Source organism: uncultured Planococcus sp. (assembly GCF_947501725.1).
Classification (GTDB): domain Bacteria; phylum Bacillota; class Bacilli; order Bacillales_A; family Planococcaceae; genus Planococcus; species Planococcus donghaensis_C.
Genome location: NZ_CANMXD010000006.1, coordinates 46,065 through 70,074, shown reverse-complemented (window position 1 = coordinate 70,074; position 24,010 = coordinate 46,065). Strand labels below are relative to the sequence as shown.

The window sequence follows — 24,010 nt, the reverse complement described above, 5'->3', positions numbered from 1 at the left end:
GCTTTTCTGCGGAGTGCTCGTTTTTTTATTTACCATGGACAAAAAGAAACTGAAGGGTTTTTTCAAGCGTGCTCCGTGCGTCCTCTGTGCTCAAATCATATTGATACTCATGCTTCAGGTTTTTCTGGGTGCCTTCGAAAAAGACCGAGCTGACCTGTACTTCATTGGCCTGCAGCAGTTCGACCAATTCAGCAGACTGGGAAACGAATGGATCCGCATCGCCGACAGTTATGAAGACAGGCGGAAAGTTCGGGCTGATATGCTGGACAGTGGAAAGCTCATCGATTCTCGGAAACGACTCGAATGGTTCGGCACCTGTATAGGCTGTAAGAAAAAGGTCGATGTTTGGAAAAGCGGTGGCTCGGACAGTATCCAGGTTATACAAGCCGCATAATAACAAGGCTCCTTGAAGCTGGCTATTGGCGATGGCCGGTTGAATGGCCATCGTTTTCGCCAATTCTACATTTGATATAAGAGCGGCTACCTGGCTGGCAATCTGTGCACCCGCAGAATCGCCTCCTACGAAGACGCGTTCCATGTCACCACCATATTCAGCAGCGTGAAGCTGCATAAAAGCAAGCGCCTGGTTAGCTTGCAGCACTGGACCTGGATAGAGAGATGCTGGAGCCAGTGCGTAATCGATGTTCGCGACTACGTAGCCGGCATCTGCCAAAGCCATAGCGTAATCCTGGCGGCTATCTTTAGAACCCCCAACATAGCCTCCTCCATGGATCCACAAAATGACCGGCATCGAAGCGGAAGCGTCTTTAGGATGATAAATATCCAAAAGGCTGTTTTTTGAATCGCTGTATACTAAATTTTTTACAACCTTAACGCGTTCATTGATTTCATGGATATCGGGGGGAGGGCTGAAAGCCGCAGAGCCTGAGATTTGGATAGACGCTGAAGCATCGGGAGATGAAGTAATTTCTTCAAAAACAACCACAGCAAATAAAAGAGCAATCAACGTAAAAAAAACAATCCATTTTTTTCGCTTTTGACGTCCAGTTTGAGTTCCCACAGTATCCGTCCTTTAAAGTGAATTTTTCGCGTATGATATAAATAAGATAAAAAGAAATCCGGTCAGCTAGTGGCCTACTCGGTTAAAGTATTGCCCGTACCCACAGGTATTAACTGCTAAGACAATTACTTGAACTTCTTTATATAATAGCTATGCTAACACGAATAAAGACAGTGACCAACGAATTATATTTATGAAAATGAAATATATTTGTAATAGGGTATAAGCGGGAATGCAATATAAAGGGGGTACTTAAGCAGGTATGGCTTTTTTAAACTTTTAAAGGGAGTGAGTAAATGTTTGGAATAGCCGATTTGATCGCATTGATAATTTCTGCATTTATTATTTTACCCGTAGTCGTCTTTTTACGGGAATCGGGTTATTTAATAATGGGTTTAATAGTAGGGGTTAAAAACCCACGAATGACGATTGGCTCGGGACCAAGAATTGTTAAAATAGGGATGTTCGATATACGAAAATATTACCATCTATATAGTTGGTTTTCGTATGATTCATTAAGAAGAGAAGGAAAGATTGCTTATATATCCCTTTATGCAGGTCCGATTTTAGTGAATATGGTTGTGGCATTTACGATAAACGCTTTGTTAGCAAATGGCATGCTGGAAGAATATGCAACGTTTTGGGATCGTTTTGTCTTTTATGCATTCTATTATGTAGTGTTTGATATCGTGCCGATGAAAACAGCCAACGGAATGCCGAATAACGGTCTGATTATCTATGAAATGCTTCGCTACGGCAGAAGAACAGACTATAACGATGAGCCATTCCTTCCGTCCACTTCAGAAGTGGAAGAACAGTATCAAGAGGATATGGAAAAAATAGAAGAAGTCAAAGAGCAGCAAAAAGATCAGGTGGAAGAACAACAGGAAAATTCGGACATGTCCAAGTCTGAGGAAAGAGAAAGAAAAGAGGAAATCGAAGAAGACAAAAAAGAAGATCAGGAAGATTTAGAGCAAATCAAAGATCAAAAGCAAAAGCAGATGAACAAGCATGAAGACAATCTTCCAAAATAAAGCGTTTTGTACAGATGAACATCAGTTTTAGAACTTCGAGTGAATATCTTTAATTCGAGATAATAGAATGATAAGATAGGCAAGTAGAGTTGAATATAACGAAGGAGTGCTGCACAATGACAAAAAAATCAATGGGAATTCATCATATTACTGCAATTGTCGGGGATCCGCAGGAAAATGTGGATTTTTATGCCGGCGTCTTGGGGTTGCGACTGGTCAAAAAAACAGTAAACTTTGATGATCCAGGTACCTATCATCTGTATTTCGGGGATGAAACCGCAAAACCGGGAACCATCATCACGTTCTTCCCTTGGGGAAATGCTTATAAAGGGAAAATTGGGGATGGCCAAGTTGGTGTCACCACTTATGCAGTTCCAGAGGGGGCTCTAGCATTCTGGGAAAAGAGATTCGGGAAATTCAAGGTGCCCTTTACAAAAACAACGCGCTTTGAAGAGTCTTATCTGTCATTTGATGATCCGCACGGTTTGCATTTGGAATTGGTTGAAAGACAGCAAGGTGAACCAAATACATGGGCAATTGGTGAAGTAACGGAAGAAGTAGCCATCAAGGGGTTTGGTGGTGCCACTTTATACACAGCCAACTCAGAAAAAACAGCAGAGTTGTTGGAAACGGTCATGGGCCTCGAAAAAATAGGGGAAGAAAATGACCTTATGCGTTTCCGCGCAGCCAGCGATCTCGGCAACATCATTGATGTCAAGCTATCCAGAGTTGGCACAGGGCAGATGGGTGTAGGAACTGTCCATCACATCGCCTGGCGCGCGCAGGACGACGCGGATCAATTAGATTGGAAAGAACAAGTGGAAACATACGGACTCGGGGTAACGCCGGTTCAGGACCGCAATTACTTCAACGCTATCTATTTCCGGGAATATGGAGACATCCTTTTTGAAATCGCCACCGATCCCCCAGGATTTGCAATCGACGAATCGCCGGAAGCACTGGGAGAAGCATTGATGCTGCCAGCGCAATACGAAAGACACAGAAAAAACCTTCAACGCGAACTCCCGCCGATCCAAGTAAGAAATTTGGATTGAAGAACGAAAAGTGAAAGTGCCTGTTCAGCTCTGACCGGCATAAGGCGGACCAGCAGGGTGGCGTTCTTTGCCACACAGCTGGGTCGACTTATGACCCGAAGAGCTAGGCACTTGCAACTGGACACAAAGAAAAGCAGAAGCGCCCGTGTAGCTCTGCCGGGCATAAGACAGACCAGCGAAGTGGCGTTCTTTGCCACATAGCTGGGTTGGCTTATGATCCAAAGAGCTGGGCGCTGGAGCTGGACATAACGAAAAGTGAAAGTGCCTGTTCAGCTCTGACCGGCATAAGGCGGACCAGCAGGGTGGCGCACTTTGCCACACAGCTGGGTCGACTTATGACCCAAGGAGCTGGGCACTTGCAACTGGACACTGGGTTGGCTTATGACCCAAAGAGCTGGGGGCTGGAGCTGGACACAAGAAAGCACTTCCGAAAAAATTCGGAAGTGCTTTTTTTATTTCGATATTAAGCTTCTCAACGCCAAACTGATGTTTTGAGGCCGTTCAGCCAATCTTCTCATATAATAGGCATACCAATCCTGACCAAAAGGCACATAGGTAGTGAAGGAATAACCTTCTTTTGCCAAATCTTTTTGCATCTCGGAACGGAAACCGTACAGCATCTGGAATTCAAAGCGATCCAGTGGAATATTTTTTTCTTTTACGAATGTTTTGACCTGTTCAATAATATGATGATCATGTGTTGCGATTGATGTATATCCAGGAGCTTGAAGGTGGAGCTTGATGAGCTTCAAATAGTTTGCATCAATTTCTTCTTTCTCCTGGAGGGAGACTTCTGCAATTTCCTTATACGCGCCTTTTACGAGACGGAGACGGACATTCTGCAAGTTCTCCACATCTTTTTCGGATCGGTATAAATAGGCTTGGATAACGGTACCGACATTATCGTATTCCTTGAGCAGGGCTTCGAGAATATCGAGTGTTTGTTGCAGGTGGTCGTAATCTTCCATATCCAAATTAATGAAAATATCATAGTTGGCAGCAACTGCCACAATTTCCTGGATGTTCTTCAGACAGAAAGCAGGATCGACGTCAAGGCCAATTTGCGTTAATTTAACGGACATATGGGCATTCACACCATGAGTCTGAATGGCTTGCAATGTGTTCAATATGGCCTCTTTGGCTTTTGTCGCTTCTTCTTTAGTGCGGACAAATTCGCCAAGACTATCGATTGTTGCACTGATGCCATTGGCATTCAGTTCTTTTACGGACTGCATCATACTTTGGATGTCAGTACCTGCAACCATTTTTCCAGCGCCTAATTTCAAGCCCCATTTTTTAGCGGCACTGTTTAATGGCTGATTTTTGGATAGCGCAATGAAAAAACTTTTTGTTACACCCACGGTTAATTCCTCCCATACTGTTAGAACATGTCATCGATAAGCCGAGCCGATAAAACAGGGAAATGCTTTGCTCAATGAAATACAGTTTATTTTCCGGAGGAAGTTGCTGTATAATTCATTGTTATCTCAGAGCATATCACAGATTAACTGAAAACAAAAAATCTTAAGAAACATCGGGAAACCTTAAGGCAGGTCTCCCTCATTCGATTTAAAACTTAATTGGAAACCATGGGATTGAAATAATTGGCTGTTAAAAAAGTGTAGAATGGGGGAAAGATGATGAAAGTCGTCAGAGGAGGTGTGAAATGAACCGGAAAGCTGCTAGAGGATTTATCTTTTCAGTTTCGGCATATGCTTTGGTGCATTTTGTCACTTACTTTTATGAGAATGCCGCTTTAACCGGAATGCTCTCTGTTTTGGGTGTTCTGATTTTAGTATCCGCTTTTCTTTTTCTGCCATTCAAGAAAATTCAATTGCAATTATTCCTTGTTCTTATGGCTTTAGTCGTCTTATTTTTTACAAGTGATTCATTCGGAGCTGATTTGATTCATGGATTACAGCAAATGAGAAACTTGATCGGTTTGCTGTTGATTGTTCCTATGATCAGTTGGGTGTTGAAGGAAGAGCCTTATATTGAAGAGATTATGAGTTTCGCCCATAATTTTCTCAATAGGAGCCAGAAATTCTACTTTGGCCTGATGGCAATGACACAAGTCATCTCCCATTTTCTGTTGTTTGGCGTAGTGCCGATGATGTATCGCTTCATTGATACTTTTTTAAAGGAACATAAAGATGAAGCATGGGAGAATTTTAAAGGAACAGCCATTTTGCGCGGCTTTGGACTTTCCACTTTATGGGTCATCAGTATCCCGAGTTTCATCTTTGCGGTGGAAGCATTGGAAGCGACCCTGTGGAAGTCGATGGTGCTGGGATTCGCCTTCGCTTTAGCAGGAACAATCTTATCCGTAATCTTTTCCTATTACCAGGAAAAGAAATACGGAGTCGATTTTTCTTTTGTTTTACGGCAGGAAATCGATATAGCTATGAAGAATTCACGGAATCCCGGAAAGTGGAACAAGGATGTTGCGGAATTTGTCTTTCTATTCGTTTCTTTGTTCGGGACTATTTTTCTCGTCCACGAAATAACGGGATTGGAATTTTTACTGACCATCCCGTTGGTCATTCTTGTCTGGACCTTGTTCTACTTTTTGATTAAAGGAAGAACTTCTAGTTTTATTGTGGAGACCCGCTATTATTTCTCAGCAGGCATTGCCAAACAAGCACAGCAGTTCAGTATTTTGATGGCAGCAGGGGTGCTTATCTACGCGTTGAATCAATCGGATGTCGGAGATTATGTAATCAGCGGCATGAATTTTTTGACTGGAATCATTCCAGTCCTGAATATTCTGTTCCTGGTCCCGTTTATAGTCATTTTATTGGGCTTTATCGGATTGGGCCCTTTGCCGGTTATCGTGTTGGTGACGGGAGTCCTGGAGGCGATTCCTTTTCCGTATCCTCCCGAATTAGTGGTGCTGGCCGTAACTTCGGGAAGTGTCATCTCCATCATATTGTCACCTTTTGTCATGCCTGTGATTATCTTGAGCAGTGTGAATGGATTGAGCGGAATCCGGAACGGTCTTCAATTCAATTTAAAGTTCGCTGCCGCTTTCTATATCATGGTCCAATTATTCATTCAGACAGTTATTCATTTGTGATGGAAATTCATAGAGCATGGGGGTCTTTAAATGCCCTCATGCTCTTTTCATCATGCTCAAAATTGAAAGCTTATAATTGATGGCGTATAATTTCCACTAAACTGAATATTAAAACAAGGAGGGTGGTGAGGGAAGTGCTTGCCGACGAAAAAACCCGCCATGCATAGATGGCGGGTTCGATTTTCACTTTGGCTGGGGGGCGTGGATCTCCCAGGATAATTTCAACGCGTCAGCCAAATACTCAGCCGCTTCTTCTGCTTGGAAATTATCCACCTGGAATTTGGAATGATTTAATGAATAAATCGATTGCCGTTCCAGAAACAGTATTTTCATATCTTCAAGAGAACGTCCTTTTAACAAAGGCCGGTTGTCAACGAGAATATGGATTCGGTCTTTCCACGACTCCCATGAGATATCAAGAAACAAGACGATGCAATTGGCCATACAAATGTCCTGTATTTCTTTTTGCAGAAAAGCTCCGCCGCCAACAGAAATGATATTCAAGGGCTGTTGGCTGTATTTCACAATCAACTCTTTCTCTTTGGCCCGGAATGCCTGTTCACCGTAAACTTCGAATATTTGCGGAATCGACATAGTAAATTCCTTCTCGATCTCGACATCAATATCAATGAAGCTCCGGTAGAGCTTTTGGGCCAGCAATTTGCCGACGGTTGTTTTGCCGACTCCCATAAAGCCGATGCAGACAATGCTTTTTTCACGGATGGATAAACCGAAATTTCTCATGAGCAACCTTCTTTCTCTTTTAGTGGAATTGGTCAGGTTTCATAGCTAACTTTACCTCATCTGTACCGTAAATTCACGGGAATTATAGAATTGATAAGCAAAATGAAGCAATTGGTCTTAAAAGGTCTTTTTCGACTCTTTCTTCGGGACCAATGAAAGGCAATCTGTGTGGATGATTAGTCACCTCAACCCGTCAGTGTAGACTCTGCAGAATAATAGAGGGTACCAACGTTGTTTCATATCATTTAGTCAAGGAGGAATTTGATGGCAGCCAGCTTTCTGCTGACAGGATCGTATTCATCAGAACAAGAACCAGGTATCAAACTTTGGAAATTTGAAGAGGCCAGCGGGGAATTGACCGAGTTGGCTGGTATGGCGGGCATTGAACGCCCTTCTTTTCTCGCCATCCACCCGAATGGTACAAGTTTTGTCGCCACCAGTGAGGTGGGGGATGGCCAATTGGTCAGTTATTGGATTCATCCGGATGCGAAAAAAATAGTGGAACTCAATCGACAATCGTCCAATGGCGATCATCCGGCTCATATCACCATTGACGAAACGGGACAATGGCTCCTGTCTGTTACATATTCCGGCGCTACAGTTAACGTTCACTCTCTACGTGCAGATGGTGGAATTGGAGACTTGGCGGACTCTGTGAGACATGAAGGTTCCGGTCCGAATAAAGAGCGGCAGGATGCTGCTCATCCGCATTCGGTCATACAAGTTCCGGGGAAGAATTTATTTTTGGTTTCGGATCTGGGCAATGATACCATCACCACCTATAAGCTGAATTCCGATACCGGAAAATTGACACTTCAATATACTGTCCAAGCAGAAGGAGGAGCTGGCCCCCGCCATTTAAGCTTCCACCCGACAAAACCGTTTGTCTATTCACTAAATGAAATAAATTCCACACTGTTGGTTTACAAGATCAGCCAGCAAGGCCAATTGGATTTCCTGCAGTTGCTGCCTTTATTGCCCGACAACTACCAGGGACAAAATACCAGTGCGGAAATTGCTGTTTCGGGTGATGGCCGGTATGTCTATGCATCGAACCGAGGGCATGACAGCATCGCCACATTTGCCATACAAGATAATGGAACGTTGGAGAACATCGGGTTAGCAGGGGCGGGAGGAGAAGGGCCAAGGCATTTCGCCATAATTCCCGGCGATGAATGGCTTGTAGTGGCGAACGAAAATTCCCATACGCTCGCGGCTTTGAAAATGGGGCGATCAGGTGCTCCCTGCACAGTCGAAAATATTGTCCAGACGACCGCTCCGGTTTGCGTCAAAGTCATCAGGTCGAGACGGTAAAAAAACAGGCAGAGAAAAACTCTCTGCCTGTTTTTTAATTACCAATCCTGCGATTCTTTTTCCATGATGTCCAATTCTTTCAGCAGGCGGATAAAGCCGCTGTCCTGATTTCCTTCGAATGCTTTTTCAGTACAGGAAGAATGCGGAGGATAATTGAGTTCCTGTGCCTGCTCCAGAGTTGATTCTTCCAAAAAGTTGGTAGCGTCAGCCTGTTCAAAACACGAAGGTGCAATATAGGTCCTGAAGGTATGCTCCAGAATCACACGGCTTTCGGGTGCCGGCATATTTTCTCTCGGGATAAAGAAAAGCAGCAGCAAAAGGAAGGCGGCAAGCAGCAGCGCAACTATCCAGATTTTTTTCTTTGCCATGTCTTATTCCTCCGTCAATAGGATTTCCGCATCTGCCAAAATTTCTTCGACCGGGGGGTTCAATCCGTCATAGGCTTTCATGATGACGCCAGCTTGGTCAACTAGATAAAAGGAAGTCCCATGAATGACTTGATCGTCATTTTCAGGCTTCCGGGCTAAAGTCTGGAAATTATCCATAGCAAATTCATCGATTTCCTGTGGGGTATAGCCCGTCAACAGATTCCAACTGGATAAATCAGCTCCGTAATTTTCCGCATAGGATTTCAGGATTTCCGGTTTATCAAATGCAGGATCCACACTGAACGAAACAATCTGAACATCGAGGCCTTCCTGTTTTAATTGTGCCTGCAAATCTGTCATATTCGCCATCATCGGCAGGCAGACGGTCGTGCAATTAGTAAAAACAAAATCAGCTAACCATACTTCACCTTCCAGATCGGCTAAGCCGAAATCTTCATTGTTATGATTGGTGAATGTAAAATCCTCTATTTCCCATTTGAGGGGGTCTTCAATGCCCTGATTGCATGCAGCCAAAAAAATGCTGAAGAAAACAGCCAGTAACAGTCCTCTATAGTTTCGCAAAAATTTCAGCCTCTCTTTCAATAATCGGATATCCTCCTAAGCGTAGTGGATATTCTTCCCCCAAACAAGGGTATAAAGAAAAAGAAATGTGTAGACATTTCGAACGGAAATACCGAAAAATTCTTAATTTAACTAAATTTTTGGACAATTAACTTTCTTAACAAGGGATTTACATGGCTTATGTAGAATTAAAGGGGACACGGGACTGTTAAAATTTTGGAGGTGTGAAGATGAATGATCTGCAAAGCCTTCTGACGCAGGAAAAGCTGGATTCTTTCCATGCTGGACTGATGAAAGATGCGTATCTATACTTTGGAGCGCATGTCACTGAAGATGAAACAAGATTCACTGTATGGGTTCCGGGTGCAGTTGGCGTAAACGTAGCTTGTTCAAATCCTGAAAGCGACGTGGAAGAAATCTTTGGAATGGAGCAGCACCCCTTGGATCCGACAATCTGGCATATACAGATTCCTGGGAGACTGATTGGATATTCTTATGAATACATCATTGAAACTTCGGATGGGCAAATAGTAAGGAAATCCGATCCTTACGCACAAGCGAGTGAAATGAGGCCGAAAACCAAATCGGTTGTGGCAGCAGCCGCTAAGCACACTTGGTCAAAAACTGTGTTGCAACACAAAAAAATTCAAAATAGAAATCATTTTGAAAAGCCGATGGCTATTTACGAATTACATATCGGGACATGGAAGCGTAATGCCCAAGGTGGTTTTTTGAATTACCGTGAATTGGCTTCGGAGCTGATCCCCTATATCTTGGATATGGGCTTTACCCATATCGAAATCCTGCCCATTACAGAGCATCCTTTGGACGAGTCCTGGGGCTATCAGACAACCGGATATTTTGCGCCGACCAGCCGATATGGAAATGCTGATGATTTGAAATACTTTATCGCCAAATGTGCCGAAAATAAAGTCGGGTTGATTCTGGATTGGATTCCAGGCCATTTCTGTGTAGATGAACATGCGCTGGCTCTATTCAATGGCACGCCTTTATATGAGGAAGAGCGGTTGGAACGGCGCGCCAATCCGGATTGGGGCACATTGAATTTCGATGTCCAGAAAGGGGAGGTTGTCAGCTTTCTCACATCAAGTGCCCACTATTGGCTGAATGAATTTAAATTCGATGGCATACGGATGGATGCACTGGTCTGTCTGCTGTTCATCCCCAACAGAGAAGAACGCCCTCATAATGTTGAAGGTGTTGAATTCCTTCAGAAGCTGACAGATAGTTTGAAGGAATTTTATCCGGAAACAATATTAATTGCAGAAGATGCCTGGCATTATCCGAAAGTGACACATGAGGTTTCTGAGGGGGGAGTCGGTTTCCATTACAAATGGAATTTTGGTTGGATGCGCGACACGCTGGATTACATGGAAACGCAGCCTGATAAACGTTCTGAAGTGCATCGGAAAATGAACTTTTCCCTCATGTACCAGTATGAAGAGCGTTATCTTCTTGCGCTTTCCCATGATGAAGTGGTGAATGGTCAAGGTTCTTTGTTGAACAAGCTTCCGGGAACGTTGGATGAGCGATTTCTTCAACTAAGGCTGCTGCTCGGTTTCTGGAGTGCCCACCCGGGAAAGAAATTGCTGTTCATGGGTCAGGAGTTTGGGCATTTCGAAGAATGGGAATTTAAACCGGAACTGGATTGGCTTTCTTTGGAAATGGAAGAGCATAAAAAAATGGCTGATTTCACAAGAGAATTGCTGGCCTTCTACAGAACTGAAAAAGCGTTTTTTGAATTGGATGATCATCCGGACGGCTTTTCCTGGATTGACGCGGATAACCATGAGCAAAGCGTAGCTGCCTTTATTCGGAGAGGATATATGCCGGAGGACGAATGCATAATCGTCTGTAACTTCTCGGACAATCATTATGAAAACTTTAAGTTGGGTGTCCCGAAAAGCACGGAGTACGAAAAAATCTTTACGACAGGAAATGACTACCCGGAAGCTGTTGTCGGAGCGGCAGATGATCCATATGATGACTTGCCCTATTCCGTAGTATTGGATTTGCCTGCATTTACGATGAATGTGTGGAAACAAAAAAGGATGGGAGTGGAGCCAAATGAACGATAAAGTAATCGCAATGCTGTTGGCCGGCGGACAGGGAAGCCGGTTGAAATCACTGACGTATACGATAGCAAAGCCAGCGCTGCCGTTTGGCGGGAAATATCGGATCATCGATTTCCCGTTGTCCAATTGTACCAATTCAGGAATTGAAACCGTCGGGGTTTTGACGCAGTATCAGCCGCATGTTTTGCATCAATATATCGGGTTGGGAACACCGTGGGATTTGGATCGCCGCAATGGCGGAGTGACCATGCTTCCGCCGTATGCAGAAATAGATGGCATCAAATGGTACGCGGGGACAGCCAGCGCAATTTATCAGAACATCAGTTTCCTGAAGTCCTGTGACCCGGCCTATGTGCTGATTTTATCGGGAGACCATATTTATAAAATGGATTATGAGGCATTGGTGGACTACCACAAAGAACATGAGGCAGACGTAACGATTTCCGTCCTGGAAGTTCCTTGGGAAGATGCCAGCCGATTTGGAGTCGTTAACGTCAACGACAGTATGGACGTCATGGAATTTGACGAAAAACCGGAAAAGCCGAAAAGCAATCTAGCGTCTATGGGGGTATATGTCTTCAAATGGGAGAAGTTAAAAGAGTATTTGGAGACGGATAACGTAAATGAGGCTTCCTCCCATGACTTTGGGAAAGACATTCTGCCAGCCATGCTGGAGAAGGGCGAAAAAATGGTCGCCTATCCGTTTAAAGGCTATTGGAAAGATGTTGGAACCGTTGAAAGCCTCTGGGAAGCCAATATGGATCTGCTTGATTTGAATTCCGGCCTGAACCTGCATGATCCGGGTTGGCGGATCTTCTCTTCAAATCCACAGCTGCCTCCACAGGTCATCAACGAAACCGGCGATGTTCAAGCTTCCATGGTAAATGAAGGCTGTGTAATTTCCGGTAAGGTTTTCAAGTCCGTAATCTTTCAAAACGTAACGATTGAAGAAGAGGCCTCGGTGTCGGAATGTGTGGTCATGAGCGGTGCGAAGATCCGCAAAGGTGCCAAGCTTCATCGGGCTGTTGTACCGCCAAGATTAGACGTGCCGGAAGGATTTGAAATTCCTGGCCAACAGGATGAAGTGATCTTATTGACCCAAGAGCAATTGGATGAATGGAAGGAGCGTGTCGGAAAATGAACTTATTGGCTGTAGTCGACACATCTGTTAAAAAAGAAGGGCTGCAGGATTTAACGATCCAGCGGGCCATTTCATCTGTACCTTTTGCCGGACGCTACCGGCTGATCGATTTTCCTTTATCAAATCTTGTCAATTCCGGTGTAAATACGGTTGGCGTATTTCCTTCTTCTCCATTTGCTTCTCTGTTGGATCATATTGGAGTCGGCAAGAGCTGGGATTTGGACAGAAGAAAAAATGGATTGTTTTTCCTTCCGATCACACAGCGGGATGGAGGCTTATCCACGGTAGGCGCGTTTGCGGGATTGGAAGAGCATATGCAATTTTTCACAAAAAGCATACAACCTTATGCCATCGTCACCAACGGCTTCGTCGTCAACCAATTGGATTTCAGAGAGATGCTGAATCATCACATCGAATCAGGTGCAGACATCACAGAAGCTGTGAGTGAAGGGGTTTCCTTGAAGAATTATATTTTATCCAAAGACCTCCTAGTCGAATTGATTCAGACTCACCGTGACAAAAACGTGGTAAGTGTGGAAGATGTAGTCAATTTGAAGAAGAGCCCCTATACATTCAATCAGTATGAATACAAAGGTTACTTTGCCATTATCGATTCCGTTCAAAGCTATTTCCAGGCCTCGATGGGATTGCTGGATGAAGAAAATAGAAAACAGCTGTTCCTCCCTGGCCGGCCTATTTATACAAAAGTGAAAGATGAACCTCCAACGCGATATGTTACAGGATCAAGTGTCAAACGGGCTCTGATTGCCAACGGCAGCACCATCATGGGGGAAGTGAGTGACAGCATCATCAGCCGGGCAGTCAACATTAAGAAAAATGCACGTTTAGAGAAATGCATTATTATGCAAAAATGCGTGATTGAAGAAAATTGTGATCTGTCTTATGTGATTGCGGATAAAGATGTCTATATCGGTGAAGGGGTGGTTTTACACGGAACAGCTGAACAACCGATCGTTTTACGCAAAGGGGAGAAGGTCACTAAGGAGGATATGCGATGAAAATCATAATGGCAGCAGCAGAATGTGCACCATTTGCAAAAGCCGGAGGACTGGCTGATGTGATGGGGGCATTACCGAAAGAACTCAGCAGATTAGGCCATGAAATCAACGTCATCGTTCCGAAGTATAGTTTGATTTCAGAAGAACACACATCTGAATTCCATCTGCAAGAAACGATCGAGTTTGATTTTAAAGGCCAGCAATCAACATTTGGCGTCTATGAATACGCTCATGCCGGTGTGAAATTTTTATTTGTGGAAAACGACAGCTATTTCAAAAGAGACAAGATTTACGGCCAGCAAGATGATGCGGAACGATATGCTTTTTTCAACCGGGCGGTGCTGGAGATTATTCAGCGGCAGGAACAGCAGCCTGACCTGATTCATGTTCATGACTGGCATACTGCCATGGTTCCATTTCTATTGAAGGAAGACGATCGATATGCGTCGATTCAAGCGATAAAAACCGTTTTGACGATTCATAATCTGCAATTTCAAGGGAAGTTTGCCAAAGAGATATTTTTAGAAAACTTCGAAATGGATGAACGTTATTACGATGATGGTGTTGTGGAATGGAATGGCGACTTCAATGCGTTAAAGACAGGTATTTCCTATGTGGACAAAGTGACCACTGTCAGCCCTACCTATCGAGATGAAATCTTGACGGATTTTTATGGTGAGAAGCTGAATGGTTTTCTGCAGAAGAAAGAACAGGATCTGGTCGGTATTTTAAATGGAATCGATACAGATGTCTATAATCCCGCAGCCGATCAAGCCATTGAACGGCAATTTGATGCGATGAATCTGGAAGGGAAACAAGCCAATAAACGGGCAATTCAGCTGAAGGCGGCTCTTCCGGAACGTGGAGACGTGCCATTGATGACAATGATTTCCAGGTTGGCAGGACAAAAAGGAATTGATGTGCTGCAACAGGTGCTTCCTGCCTTGCTGGAAAAAGAAGATGTCCAGTTTGTATTGCTGGGTTCTGGCGAAGAGCAGTACGAACAGTTTTTCCACGAACTGGCAGCCAATTTTCCGGATAAGGTCTACGTCCATGTCGGCTTTGACGAAGCGTTCGCCCATCTATTGTATGCGGGTGCTGACATCTTTCTGATGCCTTCGCATTTTGAGCCTTGTGGATTGAGCCAATTGATCTCGATGCGGTATGGAACAGTTCCTGTAGCCAATAAAACAGGTGGTTTGAAAGACACTGTAGTGGAATACGATGAAAACCTGAAGACCGGCAATGGGTTTTTAAGCGATTTTTCACAGGACAAGCCATTCGACCTCGCCCTTAGCCGATGCCTGACTTTTTATCAGCAGCCGGAACATTGGGAGGCCATCAAAAAAAATGGGATGAAAGGTGATTATTCCTGGTCGCGCTCTGCGGCAGAATACGCTAAACTCTATGAAAGGATAATTTAAAGGGGCGTGCCAATTATGTTTTCTTCCAAAGAAGAGTTCAAAAAAAGCTTTGTCACTCGTATGGAACACAAGAGAATTGAAAAAACGCCAGAACTTGCTTATGAGACACTTTGGGAAATGACGAACGAATGGATACAGGATCGTTGGAATCGGACCAATCAATTGTATAAAGAAAATAATGAAAAGCAATTATATTATTTCTCTATTGAATTTCTGATTGGACGGGTCCTGGGACAAAATCTGATCAATTTAGATCATTATGAACTCGTCAAGGAAGGGTTGGAGGAGCTGGGCTTTCAACTGTCAGAGATAGAAGAGCTTGAAATAGAGCCTGGACTTGGCAATGGCGGCCTTGGAAGATTGGCAGCCTGCTTTATGGACTCGCTGGCTTCCCTTGAATTGCCTGGACATGGGTTTGGGCTGCGCTATAAAGGTGGCCTATTCACCCAGCATTTTGTTAACGGCTACCAGACCGAGCAGCCTACTCAATGGATACAGGAAGAAAATAATGTAGACATTCGCCGCGAAGAATTGGCGGTGGACATCCCTTATTATGGAGAAGTCCAATTGGTCATGGGATTGGATGGGCTTAAGATTAGAGTGGAAAATTCAGAGTGGGTCAAAGCCGTGCCTTATGACATGCCAGTGGTCGGAGCAAATGGCGGTACTGTCAATACGCTTCGGTTATGGCAGGCGGAAGTTTCAGACCGCCCATTTCCGGGTGATAAAGATTATGCAGTCTATGAACACGAGACCGCTAAAATCACGGATCGGCTTTACCCTGATGATTCACTCGATGCCGGAAAAATCCTCCGCCTGAAACAGCAGTATTTCCTGTGCAGCGCGTCACTTCAAACCATTTTAAACAACCGCAGTTTTGATATAGAGGCACTTCCAGAGAATGTTGCCATCCAAATCAACGATACGCACCCGGCTCTGGCGGTTCCTGAATTGATGCGCCTCTTGGTAGATGAATATGCCTTGAGTTGGGACGAAGCTTGGGATATTACAACCCGCACTATTTCCTATACAAATCATACGATTTTGGAAGAAGCGATGGAGAAATGGGACAGTCGGTTGATCCAATCCTTGCTTCCAAGAATTTATATGGTCATTGAAGAAATCGACCGGCGCTTTAAAGAAAGTCTGCAGCAGCAAGCTGTAGACGAGGAAGCCCTCCACAAATTATCCATTATCGAAAATGGTGTCATAAAGATGGCGGTGTTGGCGGTAGTGGGCAGCTATAAAGTGAATGGGGTAGCAAAACTGCATACGGAGATTTTGAAGAAGCGTGAGATGAAAGAACTAAATGAACAATTCCCCGATAAATTCCATAACAAAACCAATGGCATTACGCATCGCCGGTGGTTGATCAAAGCTAACCGGGAGTTGTCCGGGTTGATTACGGAAACGATTGGGCCGCAGTGGATCAGAGAACCTGAGCGGTTAAGCGAATTGCATTATTTCGCTCAAAATCATTCATTTCTTCAAGACTTCCAGGCGATCAAAAGCTTGAAAAAAGAGCAGTTGATTCACCACCTTCAACGAAACCAGAATATTATTGTGGATCCCGATTCCATATTCGATATTCACATCAAGCGGTTCCATGGCTATAAACGCCAATTGATGAATATCCTGCATATCCAGATGCTCTACGATCGGATTAAGCGGGATGCAACATATCGGCCATATCCGCGAACCTTCTTTTTTGGAGGGAAAGCAGCACCAAGTTACCATTTTGCGAAACAAGTCATCAAAATGATCAATACAGTGGCAGCGAAAGTGAACAGTGACCCATTGGTCAGAAAGCATCTCCATGTTGTTTTTGTAGAAAATTATAATGTTACCCAAGCAGAATACCTGATTCCAGCTGCAGATGTCAGTGAACAGATTTCGACAGCCTCTAAAGAAGCTTCCGGAACTGGGAATATGAAATTGATGATGAATGGTGCATTGACGATCGGCACTTTTGATGGCGCAAATGTCGAAATATTTGAGCAAGCAGGACAAGAAAATGCATTTGTTTTCGGTATGCGTGCTGAACAGGTGATGCAGCATGAGAAGGAACAGTCCTACAATCCACAAGAAATAATTGAAACGGATCCGGAACTTGCACAGTTGATGGAAGAACTGGTCAAAGGGGAATGGACAGAAGGTAAAACGAATGTCGACTTTATTGTTGATCAGCTGCTGGAAGATCGTGATCCTTACTTTGTGCTGAAGGATATTCGCAGCTACTCCAAAGCGCATGAACAAATTCTGGATGCTTATGTACAACCGGAGAAATGGGCGGAAATGTGTGTCAAAAACATCGCAGCTTCCGGCATTTTCTCCAGTGACCGTACCATCCAGCAATATTCAGATGATGTTTGGCATTTAACGAAGATTCCAAGTGTACATTAGAAGCTGAAAGGGTGGGAACATGGCGGATAAGGAATTCGACAACACCGATTTAAAGGATTATAAAGCCAGTGGAGCGCTGGCAGGCAAGGTAGCGATTGTCACAGGTGCCAGCAGCGGCATCGGCCAAGCCGTCGCAATCGCATACGCCAAGGAAGGGGCAAAAGTAGTGGTCGGCTACCTCGGTGACGATGAAGGAGCCCAAAAAACCATTGAACTGATTGAAAGCTATGGCGGCAAAGCCAAGGCGTTGAGTGGTGATTTAGGGAAATCGGCGAACTGTGACCAGTTGGTCCAATTCACCTTAACCGAGTTTGGCCAAGTAGATATTCTGGTTAATAATGCGGGCTATCAATATCCCCAGACTTCACCCTTGGATATCACGGATGAACAGATGCTGAAAACCTTTGAAATCAAGGCATTCGCCATGTTCTATTTGACGAGGGCGGCATTGCCGCATTTAAAGAAAGGGTCACGCATCATTAATACCGCCTCCATCAACGCTTACCGCGGTCATTCCGATCTCATCGACTATGCAGGAGCCAATGGGGCGATGGTGGCAATGACCAGGTCATTGGCCCGGCGCTTAGTGCGTGAGGAAATTGCCGTGAACGGCATTGCTCCAGGACCGATCTGGACTCCGTTGATCACCAAAACCTTCGGTGATTTATATCCCGATGTCGGCGACGACTTTGGTGAAGATGTGCCGGCCGGGCGCCCGGGTCAGCCGTATGAGTTGGTTAAAGCCTATGTATTTTTGGCCGATCCGCAAAATTCATATATGACGGGCCAGTTCCTCCATATGAACGGCGGGGACTATATGTCTACGTGAAGCAAGGTAAGCAGGACCAGGAACTTTTCTTGGCCTGCTTTTTTATTTCTCTATTGTATATGGTAAAATTCACTGGAGAAAGAGGAGTGAGTTTTTGAAAAAGATTATATGGGCCTTATGGGCAGTTGTGATTTTCATCTTGCTGGCAGCTTGTACAGAATCAGTCGAGCAACCGGTGGAACAACGCAATGACAACGAAACAGATCAGGAAATTGAACAACCAGAACCTGAGGAACCTGTTGGAGAGGAAGCGGCATTGGATGGATTGACGGTACATTATATCGATGTCGGACAAGGGGATTCCACATTGCTTGAATTCGACGGGTTTGCAATGCTGATCGACGCCGGCAACTGGAATTCGACAGAAGCCGTGGATTACTTGAAGCAGCAGGAAATCAACGATATCGATATCGTCATCGGAACTCATCCGGATGCCGACCATATCGGGCAGCTGGCACAGGTAATTGGTGAATTCGAGGTTGGGGAAGTATGGATGTCCGGCAACACAAGCAGCTCCAATACATTCCTCAATGTGCTTCAAGCCATCGAAGCGAGCGGGTCTGAGTATGTGGAACCGAGAAGCGGTGACACTTTTGATGTGGGTTCAATGCAAATTGACGTGCTGTATCCAGACGAAATCACCGGTGCAGCAAACGAAGAGTCGGTATCGTTAAAGATGACTTACGGTGATGTTCGTTTTGTTTTCACAGGTGATGCGGGCGTCAAGCAGGAACAGGAAATGATCGACAGCGGCATGGATTTAGATGCCGAAATTCTGCATTTAGGCCATCACGGCTCCAATACGTCGACAAGCCCTGCCTTTTTGAAAGCAGTGACGCCTGAAGTGGCGATTTACAGTGCGGGAGCCGATAATTCGTACGGACATCCGCATGCAGAAGTGATTGCTGCTGCGGAAAATGCAGGCGCTGAAGTGTATGGGACAGACGTCAATGGCACCATTGTTGTTAAAACGGATGGCACGTCCTATAACGTATTGACCCAACAGGAAGGTGTGCCGACTGAAGGAGAAAATCGGTGTATTGATTTAAATATAGCCTCCTCAGCGGAATTGCAGGAGATTTCAGGAATCGGTGAAGCTTATGCTAAGGCAATCATCGAGCAGCGTCCGTTTGAGCGTGTCGAAGAATTGCTGGATATCAAAGGAATCGGCCAAGGGACGCTGAGTGCTATTCAAGAGCAGGGTCTGGCATGCGTAGGAGGGTGATGAAATGAAAGGGATTTTGGACCGGATTGAGGATGAAAGGCACGCAGTCATCCTAGTGGAAGAAGAAGGAATCGAACTTGTTTTGCCAGCCAATCGCTTGCCTGAAGGAAGTCACATCAACTCCTGGTTTACCATCGATGCAGAAAATGGCCAATTGGCAGTCACCTTGGATGAAGAAACGTCCATGGCCAAGAGGGAACAAGCTGAAGAGCTGATAACAAGGCTTCGAACGAAGAAAAAAGGAAGCCGCTTTAAGCGGAAATGAGAAGAAGCCCGTTACCTGTAAAAGGTTCCGGGCTTCTTTTGATAGTTATGCTTGTTCAATTAACTCCAAGTAGTAATCGGCAATTTGGCCGGGTTTATATAAATCAGTGATGGATGTCGAATAATTGGAGATGGCCGCGTTAAATTCCAGTTCTTGTACCGGAACGCGGATCCGAAAATTCATTTCATAAAGCAATACCGCAATGTCATGGTATTCTTCACTGGTTACTTTGAAGTCAAAAGAAATTTTTCTTTTCTTCTGGTTGGAATGGGGGTCTTCAATCAATTCCTCTTTCAAGTTTAACGCGTGGACTTCAGTATCATTGATCCAAATAATGGTTTCCATCGTTTATTTCACCTCTGATTTTGAGTGTTGGGTAAAGCTTTGGATTGCCTGCGCCGCCAATTGGCTTTTTACCATGTCTTCCATCGGCGGATTATAGAGTCCGGCACGGACGTTCAGGTAATGGCGATGCATCGGATTGTCTTCTGAAAGGGCACGGGATCCGACAATTTTCATCGCCTTATCCACTACACCCATTGCCGCATGGGTGACAGCGATTTTTGTGACATTCAATGCTTCATCCATCTCTGCCTTATCATCGGCAAGAACATAGCGCTCTGCAGTACCGTACAGAAGGTGGCGGGCAGTAGTAAGCTCAAGTTCCATCTCACCGATGGTCTGTTGGATAGCAGGAGTTTCCGCAATCGGCTTGCCGAGAGATGCTGGACTGTAGTTGGCTGCAAATTCAACTGCGTAGGCTCTTGCAGCCGCGGCAATTCCGATATAACAGGCAGGGATATGAAGCAGCCAGCCTTTAGCGGCTGCAGCCGAGCCGGAAGGTTTTAATACATGTGTTTTGGGAATTCGGACATGATTGAGGACCAGTGTGTGGCTCGCTGTACCTCTCATCGCCAGCATGTCCCAGGTCTCGTCGATCGATACCCCTTCGGCGTGGCGAGGAATGATGACCGTGATGACTTCATCATTTTCCGCAGCAGCAGTCACGAAAATATAATTGAGTGCAGGTGCCATGGAAGTATAGGTCTTTTCTCCGCTGACAATATACTGATCCCCCTCGGTAACTGCTGTAGTGCGCGGCAAAGCGCCACGGGCAGGACTGCCGGCATTCGCTTCTGTAGCGGCGGTGTTGATGAGCGCACCGTTTGCGATTTCTGCCATCAGCCATTCCGCTGACTCGGCATGCCAATGGCGATTTTCTGCATACTCAAGAACGATGCCGACATGCCAGCCGATGGAGAGAGCCGTCGCTCCGGATCCTTCCGCTATGGCTTCCTGTGCCAATACGTATTCGTACAATCCAAGTCCCTGGCCGCCGGATTCTTTCGGCAAGGTCAAGGTATGATAATTCATTTTTTTCAGGTCTTTGATGTTTTCGAAAGGGAAGGAGCCGCGTGCATCCAGCTCCGGCTCACGCGCCTGAAAAACGGGCTGAAGGACACGGAGTTGATCGACTAACGCTTGCTGTTCAGGTGTTTTGATAAATTGATTCATAAAAAGACTCCTTCTTCTTTTCTTTATCGAGTTGCGGAGCTCTATAGGGTCTTAAGTCAGCCCAGCGGCACAGAAACACCGCTTGGCAGTTCTGCCTTAAGCCTGTCGGAGCTCCACGGGTGCCTTCGCTTTTCTTTGTCCAGCTGCGCCACCCAGCTCCTCGGGGTCTTAAGTCAGCCCAACCCAGCGGCACAGAAACACCGCTTGGCAGTTCTGCCTTAAGCCTGTCGGAGCTCCACGGGTGCCTTCGCTTTTCTTTATCCACCGTACCATAAAAAAGCCGCCAAAGCAGTGTTGCATGCTTTGGCGGCTTAAGTATCAGTGAGGAAGAAACTTCACTTATTGGAGTTTCTTTTTGTGCGTTTTTCGGATATCGGCAACAATTAGGGCTACGACAAGGAACAGGCCGAGATAACCGACGATTGGATAAAACATACTTACAAGCTTCGTGAACCCGACAAAACTTAATATGTAAGCCACAATACCAACGATGATAACAAAAATACGGAATTTTTTGGTTCCCAGTACGACAAAGCGCGCTGAGAATGAAAACAGCATGCTGACAGCGGTATTGTAGATCATGCCGAAAAGGATGAATGACATAATCACTCCGAGAATCGGTGAAAGGTCATCGGCAATTTGCAGCAACGGCATTTCTGCGCTGCCGACAATATCCACTTTAGAGAAAATTGCCAAATGGCTCAGAATGATCATGGCACCTAAGATCAGTCCGCCAATAAGCCCGCCGCGTGCTGCGATTTTTTCATCTTTTTCAGTTCCGCCCATGACGATAGCCATCGAAGCACCCACTGCAATATTAAATGAAACATAATTGATGGCGGACAGGAACCAGTTTGGCAATGCCGACATCTGTTCATTGGCGATTGGGTCCAGTGCATTAAACGACGAATCCATCGTCAATAAACTATAGACAGCTAATCCAACAACAGCGACGACCAGGAATGGCGTGATGCTGCCAATGATGGCGATGACTTTTTGGACGTTCATCATAATGGTCAGAACTACCAGAATCACCATGACCGTACTGCCAAGTGGAGCCGGTAGATTGAATTGCTGAGAGAAGATGGATCCGGCTCCCGCAATCATCACTACGCCTACACCGAACAGGGTGAGGATGATGATATAATCGACGATTGTTCCAACGAGTCTGCCGCTGATGCCAAAAATGGCTTCTTTATGTGATGTAGTTTTCATTCGGCTGCCTAGTCGAGTCAAGCTCATGCCTAAATAAGCAAATAAAGCAGTTGAAAGGATGGCGGCCACAGTCCCCATATGGCCAAAGCTGGTAAAATACTGAAGAATTTCTTGTCCAGAAGCGAATCCAGCTCCGACAATAATTCCGGCAAAGGCACTCCCCATTTTTAAACTTTTCATGTTGTTCCCCCTTGGTGCGAATTAATACAATAGCAAGTTTTTTAAAAATTAAAAAATCCCTATCTAAATATAGCAAAAGAAGTAAGCGTATACAACAGGAAAAGAGCATTAAAACTGTATATAACTCTATATACCTACTGAGATAAATGGATAAAAATAACATATTAAGATAGTAAAAAAGAAAATTCAAATGATTGCTCCTGCGCAAAAAAAAGCATCGCCGATTGTTTCGGCGATGCTTTGATACTCGATTATTCTACGTCTTTATTTGCAACAATAACCAATTTTCCTTTATCAAGTTCTTCTTCATACTGCTCTGCTTCCTGATCGGATAAGCCTGCAGCTGCCAATTTTGCACGAAGCTCGTCACCGCGTGAACTGGTCATGTTTTTCATGCTGTCCAGGAATCCCTGTTCTTTGACGCCGACTTCTTCTGTATCCAAAGCCTTCGTGATGTCTTTTCCGCGTTTTTTGTCATGTGCAAAGATGTAGATGTTATCGAGTGAATAACCTTGCGTTTCCAATTTTTCGATTTCCTTTTTTGCCTGTACTGCGTTTTCGACTGTCATTTTTAAAGTCAAAGTAATCCCTCCAAATAATTTCTATCTTACTAGTATGCATACCACGGCAGTGGGGAGTTTAAACAAGAGGATCTTTTGTCAGTCAGGTATACTGGAGGAAATTGGAGATAAGGAGTGATTTCTTTGAAGGTCATACCGATTGGCATTTGGGGAGGCTATCCCAATAAAAATGAAGCGACATCAGCTTTTTTGATTGAACAGGACGGATTCCGCTGTTTAGTCGATTGTGGCAGCGGTGTCTTGGCGGCCGTCCAGAATTATACGGAATTGCGTGAATTGGATGCGGTCATCATCAGCCATTATCACCCGGATCATATCGCTGATATCGGCGTTCTGCAGCATGCAGCGATGGTAGGTATGCAATTGAAGGAGTGGGAAACTCCCTTGCTGATTTACGCACATGACAAGGACCAGGAAGAGTTCAAGAAACTGTCCTATAAAGGTGTCACCGAAGGCAGGGCAATACAGGCTGCCGAGACTTTGGAGCTGGGGCCTTGGCAAGTATCTTTTTGCGAGACAATTCATCCGGTGTATTGTTTGGCGATGAAATTTACTGCGGATGGCAAGAGTGTGGTGTTTACGGCAGATACCAGCTGGAAAGATGAGCTGATCGGTTTTTCGGACGGGACAGATCTGCTGGTTGCTGAATCGAATCTTTACGAAAAATACCTGGGCATTATTCCTGGGCATCTCAGCGGCAGCCAGGCTGGTGAATTGGCTGAACGTGCCGGTGCCAAGCGATTGCTGCTGACCCACTTGCCGCAATATGGAGAGTTGGATGAAATTCTGCATGCAGCAAAGTCCAGTTATTCAGGCGAAGTCGAATTTGCAGTAATAGGAAAGAGTTACGAAATCTGAACCGCTCGCTTTTTCTCCTTTGGCAGGGGAAGACAGGCAGATAGTTTGTGTACCAGATATTTTCC

At 45.0% G+C, this 24,010-nt stretch carries 22 protein-coding genes; 13 read left to right on the top strand and 9 right to left on the bottom strand.

Annotated features, from left to right (window positions below):
- Positions 1-25: 25 nt before the first annotated feature.
- Positions 26-1,021, bottom strand: coding sequence for an alpha/beta hydrolase (locus tag Q0785_RS10500; RefSeq protein ID WP_298829481.1), 996 nt, complete (start codon positions 1,019-1,021; stop codon positions 26-28).
- Between the two features lie 296 nt (positions 1,022-1,317).
- Here Q0785_RS10500 and Q0785_RS10495 point away from each other — a divergent pair, with 296 nt between their 5' ends.
- On the top strand, positions 1,318-2,055 hold the full coding sequence (locus Q0785_RS10495) for a hypothetical protein (RefSeq protein WP_223637503.1): 738 nt from the start codon (positions 1,318-1,320) through the stop codon (positions 2,053-2,055).
- 116 nt (positions 2,056-2,171) lie between these two features.
- Entirely contained in the window at positions 2,172-3,110 is a 939-nt protein-coding gene (locus Q0785_RS10490; protein WP_298829477.1) for a ring-cleaving dioxygenase, read from the top strand.
- A gap of 452 nt (positions 3,111-3,562) precedes the next feature.
- Here the strand turns inward: Q0785_RS10490 and Q0785_RS10485 are convergent, their stop codons facing one another.
- Positions 3,563-4,471: a proline dehydrogenase family protein gene (locus Q0785_RS10485; protein WP_298829476.1), complete on the bottom strand. Its 909-nt coding sequence runs from the start codon at positions 4,469-4,471 to the stop codon at positions 3,563-3,565.
- A gap of 305 nt (positions 4,472-4,776) precedes the next feature.
- Between Q0785_RS10485 and Q0785_RS10480 the strand changes: the two genes are divergently transcribed.
- A complete protein-coding gene (locus Q0785_RS10480) occupies positions 4,777-6,186 on the top strand; it encodes a hypothetical protein (protein WP_298829474.1) in 1,410 nt (469 codons plus the stop codon).
- Between the two features lie 183 nt (positions 6,187-6,369).
- Here Q0785_RS10480 and Q0785_RS10475 read toward each other — a convergent pair whose 3' ends face one another.
- Positions 6,370-6,930 (bottom strand): shikimate kinase, encoded by a 561-nt coding sequence (locus Q0785_RS10475; protein ID WP_298829472.1) that lies wholly within the window; start codon positions 6,928-6,930, stop codon positions 6,370-6,372.
- Positions 6,931-7,194: 264 nt separating this feature from the next.
- Here Q0785_RS10475 and Q0785_RS10470 point away from each other — a divergent pair, with 264 nt between their 5' ends.
- Positions 7,195-8,244, top strand: a complete 1,050-nt coding sequence (locus Q0785_RS10470) for a lactonase family protein (RefSeq protein ID WP_298829470.1) — start codon at positions 7,195-7,197, stop codon at positions 8,242-8,244.
- Between the two features lie 38 nt (positions 8,245-8,282).
- Here the strand turns inward: Q0785_RS10470 and Q0785_RS10465 are convergent, their stop codons facing one another.
- Together Q0785_RS10465 and Q0785_RS10460 are read right to left on the bottom strand one after the other, a co-directional pair.
- On the bottom strand, positions 8,283-8,612 hold the full coding sequence (locus Q0785_RS10465; RefSeq protein WP_223637477.1) for a hypothetical protein: 330 nt from the start codon (positions 8,610-8,612) through the stop codon (positions 8,283-8,285).
- Positions 8,613-8,615: 3 nt separating this feature from the next.
- A complete protein-coding gene (locus Q0785_RS10460) occupies positions 8,616-9,194 on the bottom strand; it encodes an SCO family protein (RefSeq protein ID WP_223637475.1) in 579 nt (192 codons plus the stop codon).
- 230 nt (positions 9,195-9,424) lie between these two features.
- Between Q0785_RS10460 and glgB the strand changes: the two genes are divergently transcribed.
- The 8 genes from glgB (at position 9,425) to Q0785_RS10420 (ending at position 19,596) form a co-directional block, all read left to right on the top strand.
- Positions 9,425-11,293, top strand: coding sequence for a 1,4-alpha-glucan branching protein GlgB (glgB, locus tag Q0785_RS10455; RefSeq protein ID WP_223637457.1), 1,869 nt, complete (start codon positions 9,425-9,427; stop codon positions 11,291-11,293).
- Positions 11,283-12,431 carry a glucose-1-phosphate adenylyltransferase gene (locus Q0785_RS10450; RefSeq protein WP_223637454.1) on the top strand — a complete coding sequence of 383 codons (1,149 nt, stop codon included), beginning with the start codon at positions 11,283-11,285 and terminating at the stop codon, positions 12,429-12,431. The genes glgB and Q0785_RS10450 overlap by 11 nt, the downstream gene beginning before the upstream one ends.
- Entirely contained in the window at positions 12,428-13,450 is a 1,023-nt protein-coding gene (locus tag Q0785_RS10445; protein ID WP_223637451.1) for a sugar phosphate nucleotidyltransferase, read from the top strand. The genes Q0785_RS10450 and Q0785_RS10445 overlap by 4 nt, the downstream gene beginning before the upstream one ends.
- Positions 13,447-14,874, top strand: coding sequence for a glycogen synthase GlgA (glgA, locus tag Q0785_RS10440; RefSeq protein ID WP_223637448.1), 1,428 nt, complete (start codon positions 13,447-13,449; stop codon positions 14,872-14,874). The genes Q0785_RS10445 and glgA overlap by 4 nt, the downstream gene beginning before the upstream one ends.
- 15 nt (positions 14,875-14,889) lie before the next feature.
- Positions 14,890-17,277, top strand: a complete 2,388-nt coding sequence (locus Q0785_RS10435) for a glycogen/starch/alpha-glucan phosphorylase (protein ID WP_223637445.1) — start codon at positions 14,890-14,892, stop codon at positions 17,275-17,277.
- 19 nt (positions 17,278-17,296) lie between these two features.
- Positions 17,297-18,106: an SDR family oxidoreductase gene (locus Q0785_RS10430; protein WP_223637442.1), complete on the top strand. Its 810-nt coding sequence runs from the start codon at positions 17,297-17,299 to the stop codon at positions 18,104-18,106.
- A 94-nt stretch (positions 18,107-18,200) separates the two neighbouring features.
- Positions 18,201-19,331, top strand: a complete 1,131-nt coding sequence (locus tag Q0785_RS10425) for an MBL fold metallo-hydrolase (RefSeq protein ID WP_223637440.1) — start codon at positions 18,201-18,203, stop codon at positions 19,329-19,331.
- Positions 19,332-19,335: 4 nt separating this feature from the next.
- Positions 19,336-19,596, top strand: a complete 261-nt coding sequence (locus tag Q0785_RS10420; RefSeq protein ID WP_223637426.1) for a DUF3006 domain-containing protein — start codon at positions 19,336-19,338, stop codon at positions 19,594-19,596.
- 45 nt (positions 19,597-19,641) lie between these two features.
- On the opposite strand, the gene Q0785_RS10415 is transcribed toward Q0785_RS10420, so the two are convergent.
- The 4 genes from Q0785_RS10415 to Q0785_RS10400 all read right to left on the bottom strand — a co-directional run bounded on the left by Q0785_RS10415 (position 19,642) and on the right by Q0785_RS10400 (position 23,087).
- Positions 19,642-19,941, bottom strand: a complete 300-nt coding sequence (locus Q0785_RS10415; RefSeq protein WP_223637423.1) for a DUF3219 family protein — start codon at positions 19,939-19,941, stop codon at positions 19,642-19,644.
- 3 nt (positions 19,942-19,944) lie between these two features.
- Positions 19,945-21,111: an acyl-CoA dehydrogenase family protein gene (locus Q0785_RS10410; RefSeq protein ID WP_223637420.1), complete on the bottom strand. Its 1,167-nt coding sequence runs from the start codon at positions 21,109-21,111 to the stop codon at positions 19,945-19,947.
- 339 nt (positions 21,112-21,450) lie between these two features.
- A complete protein-coding gene (locus Q0785_RS10405; RefSeq protein WP_223637403.1) occupies positions 21,451-22,506 on the bottom strand; it encodes a hypothetical protein in 1,056 nt (351 codons plus the stop codon).
- Between the two features lie 251 nt (positions 22,507-22,757).
- Positions 22,758-23,087, bottom strand: a complete 330-nt coding sequence (locus Q0785_RS10400) for a general stress protein (RefSeq protein ID WP_223637390.1) — start codon at positions 23,085-23,087, stop codon at positions 22,758-22,760.
- 123 nt (positions 23,088-23,210) lie between these two features.
- On the opposite strand from Q0785_RS10400, the gene Q0785_RS10395 reads away from it, so the two are divergent.
- Entirely contained in the window at positions 23,211-23,945 is a 735-nt protein-coding gene (locus Q0785_RS10395; protein WP_298829452.1) for an MBL fold metallo-hydrolase, read from the top strand.
- The last annotated feature ends 65 nt before the right edge of the window (positions 23,946-24,010 follow it).

What these genes read in the sequence shown, in the direction of transcription:
- Q0785_RS10495 (WP_223637503.1), top strand. Translation starts at nt 1,318, where the DNA reads ATGTTTGGAATAGCCGATTTGATCGCATTGATAATTTCTGCATTTATT.
- Q0785_RS10490 (WP_298829477.1), top strand. Translation starts at nt 2,172, where the DNA reads ATGACAAAAAAATCAATGGGAATTCATCATATTACTGCAATTGTCGGG.
- Q0785_RS10480 (WP_298829474.1), top strand. Translation starts at nt 4,777, where the DNA reads ATGAACCGGAAAGCTGCTAGAGGATTTATCTTTTCAGTTTCGGCATAT.
- Q0785_RS10475 (WP_298829472.1), bottom strand. Translation starts at nt 6,930, where the DNA reads ATGAGAAATTTCGGTTTATCCATCCGTGAAAAAAGCATTGTCTGCATC.
- Q0785_RS10470 (WP_298829470.1), top strand. Translation starts at nt 7,195, where the DNA reads ATGGCAGCCAGCTTTCTGCTGACAGGATCGTATTCATCAGAACAAGAA.
- Q0785_RS10465 (WP_223637477.1), bottom strand. Translation starts at nt 8,612, where the DNA reads ATGGCAAAGAAAAAAATCTGGATAGTTGCGCTGCTGCTTGCCGCCTTC.
- glgB (WP_223637457.1), top strand. Translation starts at nt 9,425, where the DNA reads ATGAATGATCTGCAAAGCCTTCTGACGCAGGAAAAGCTGGATTCTTTC.
- Q0785_RS10450 (WP_223637454.1), top strand. Translation starts at nt 11,283, where the DNA reads ATGAACGATAAAGTAATCGCAATGCTGTTGGCCGGCGGACAGGGAAGC.
- Q0785_RS10445 (WP_223637451.1), top strand. Translation starts at nt 12,428, where the DNA reads ATGAACTTATTGGCTGTAGTCGACACATCTGTTAAAAAAGAAGGGCTG.
- glgA (WP_223637448.1), top strand. Translation starts at nt 13,447, where the DNA reads ATGAAAATCATAATGGCAGCAGCAGAATGTGCACCATTTGCAAAAGCC.
- Q0785_RS10435 (WP_223637445.1), top strand. Translation starts at nt 14,890, where the DNA reads ATGTTTTCTTCCAAAGAAGAGTTCAAAAAAAGCTTTGTCACTCGTATG.
- Q0785_RS10430 (WP_223637442.1), top strand. Translation starts at nt 17,297, where the DNA reads ATGGCGGATAAGGAATTCGACAACACCGATTTAAAGGATTATAAAGCC.
- Q0785_RS10420 (WP_223637426.1), top strand. Translation starts at nt 19,336, where the DNA reads ATGAAAGGGATTTTGGACCGGATTGAGGATGAAAGGCACGCAGTCATC.
- Q0785_RS10415 (WP_223637423.1), bottom strand. Translation starts at nt 19,941, where the DNA reads ATGGAAACCATTATTTGGATCAATGATACTGAAGTCCACGCGTTAAAC.
- Q0785_RS10410 (WP_223637420.1), bottom strand. Translation starts at nt 21,111, where the DNA reads ATGAATCAATTTATCAAAACACCTGAACAGCAAGCGTTAGTCGATCAA.
- Q0785_RS10405 (WP_223637403.1), bottom strand. Translation starts at nt 22,506, where the DNA reads ATGAAAAGTTTAAAAATGGGGAGTGCCTTTGCCGGAATTATTGTCGGA.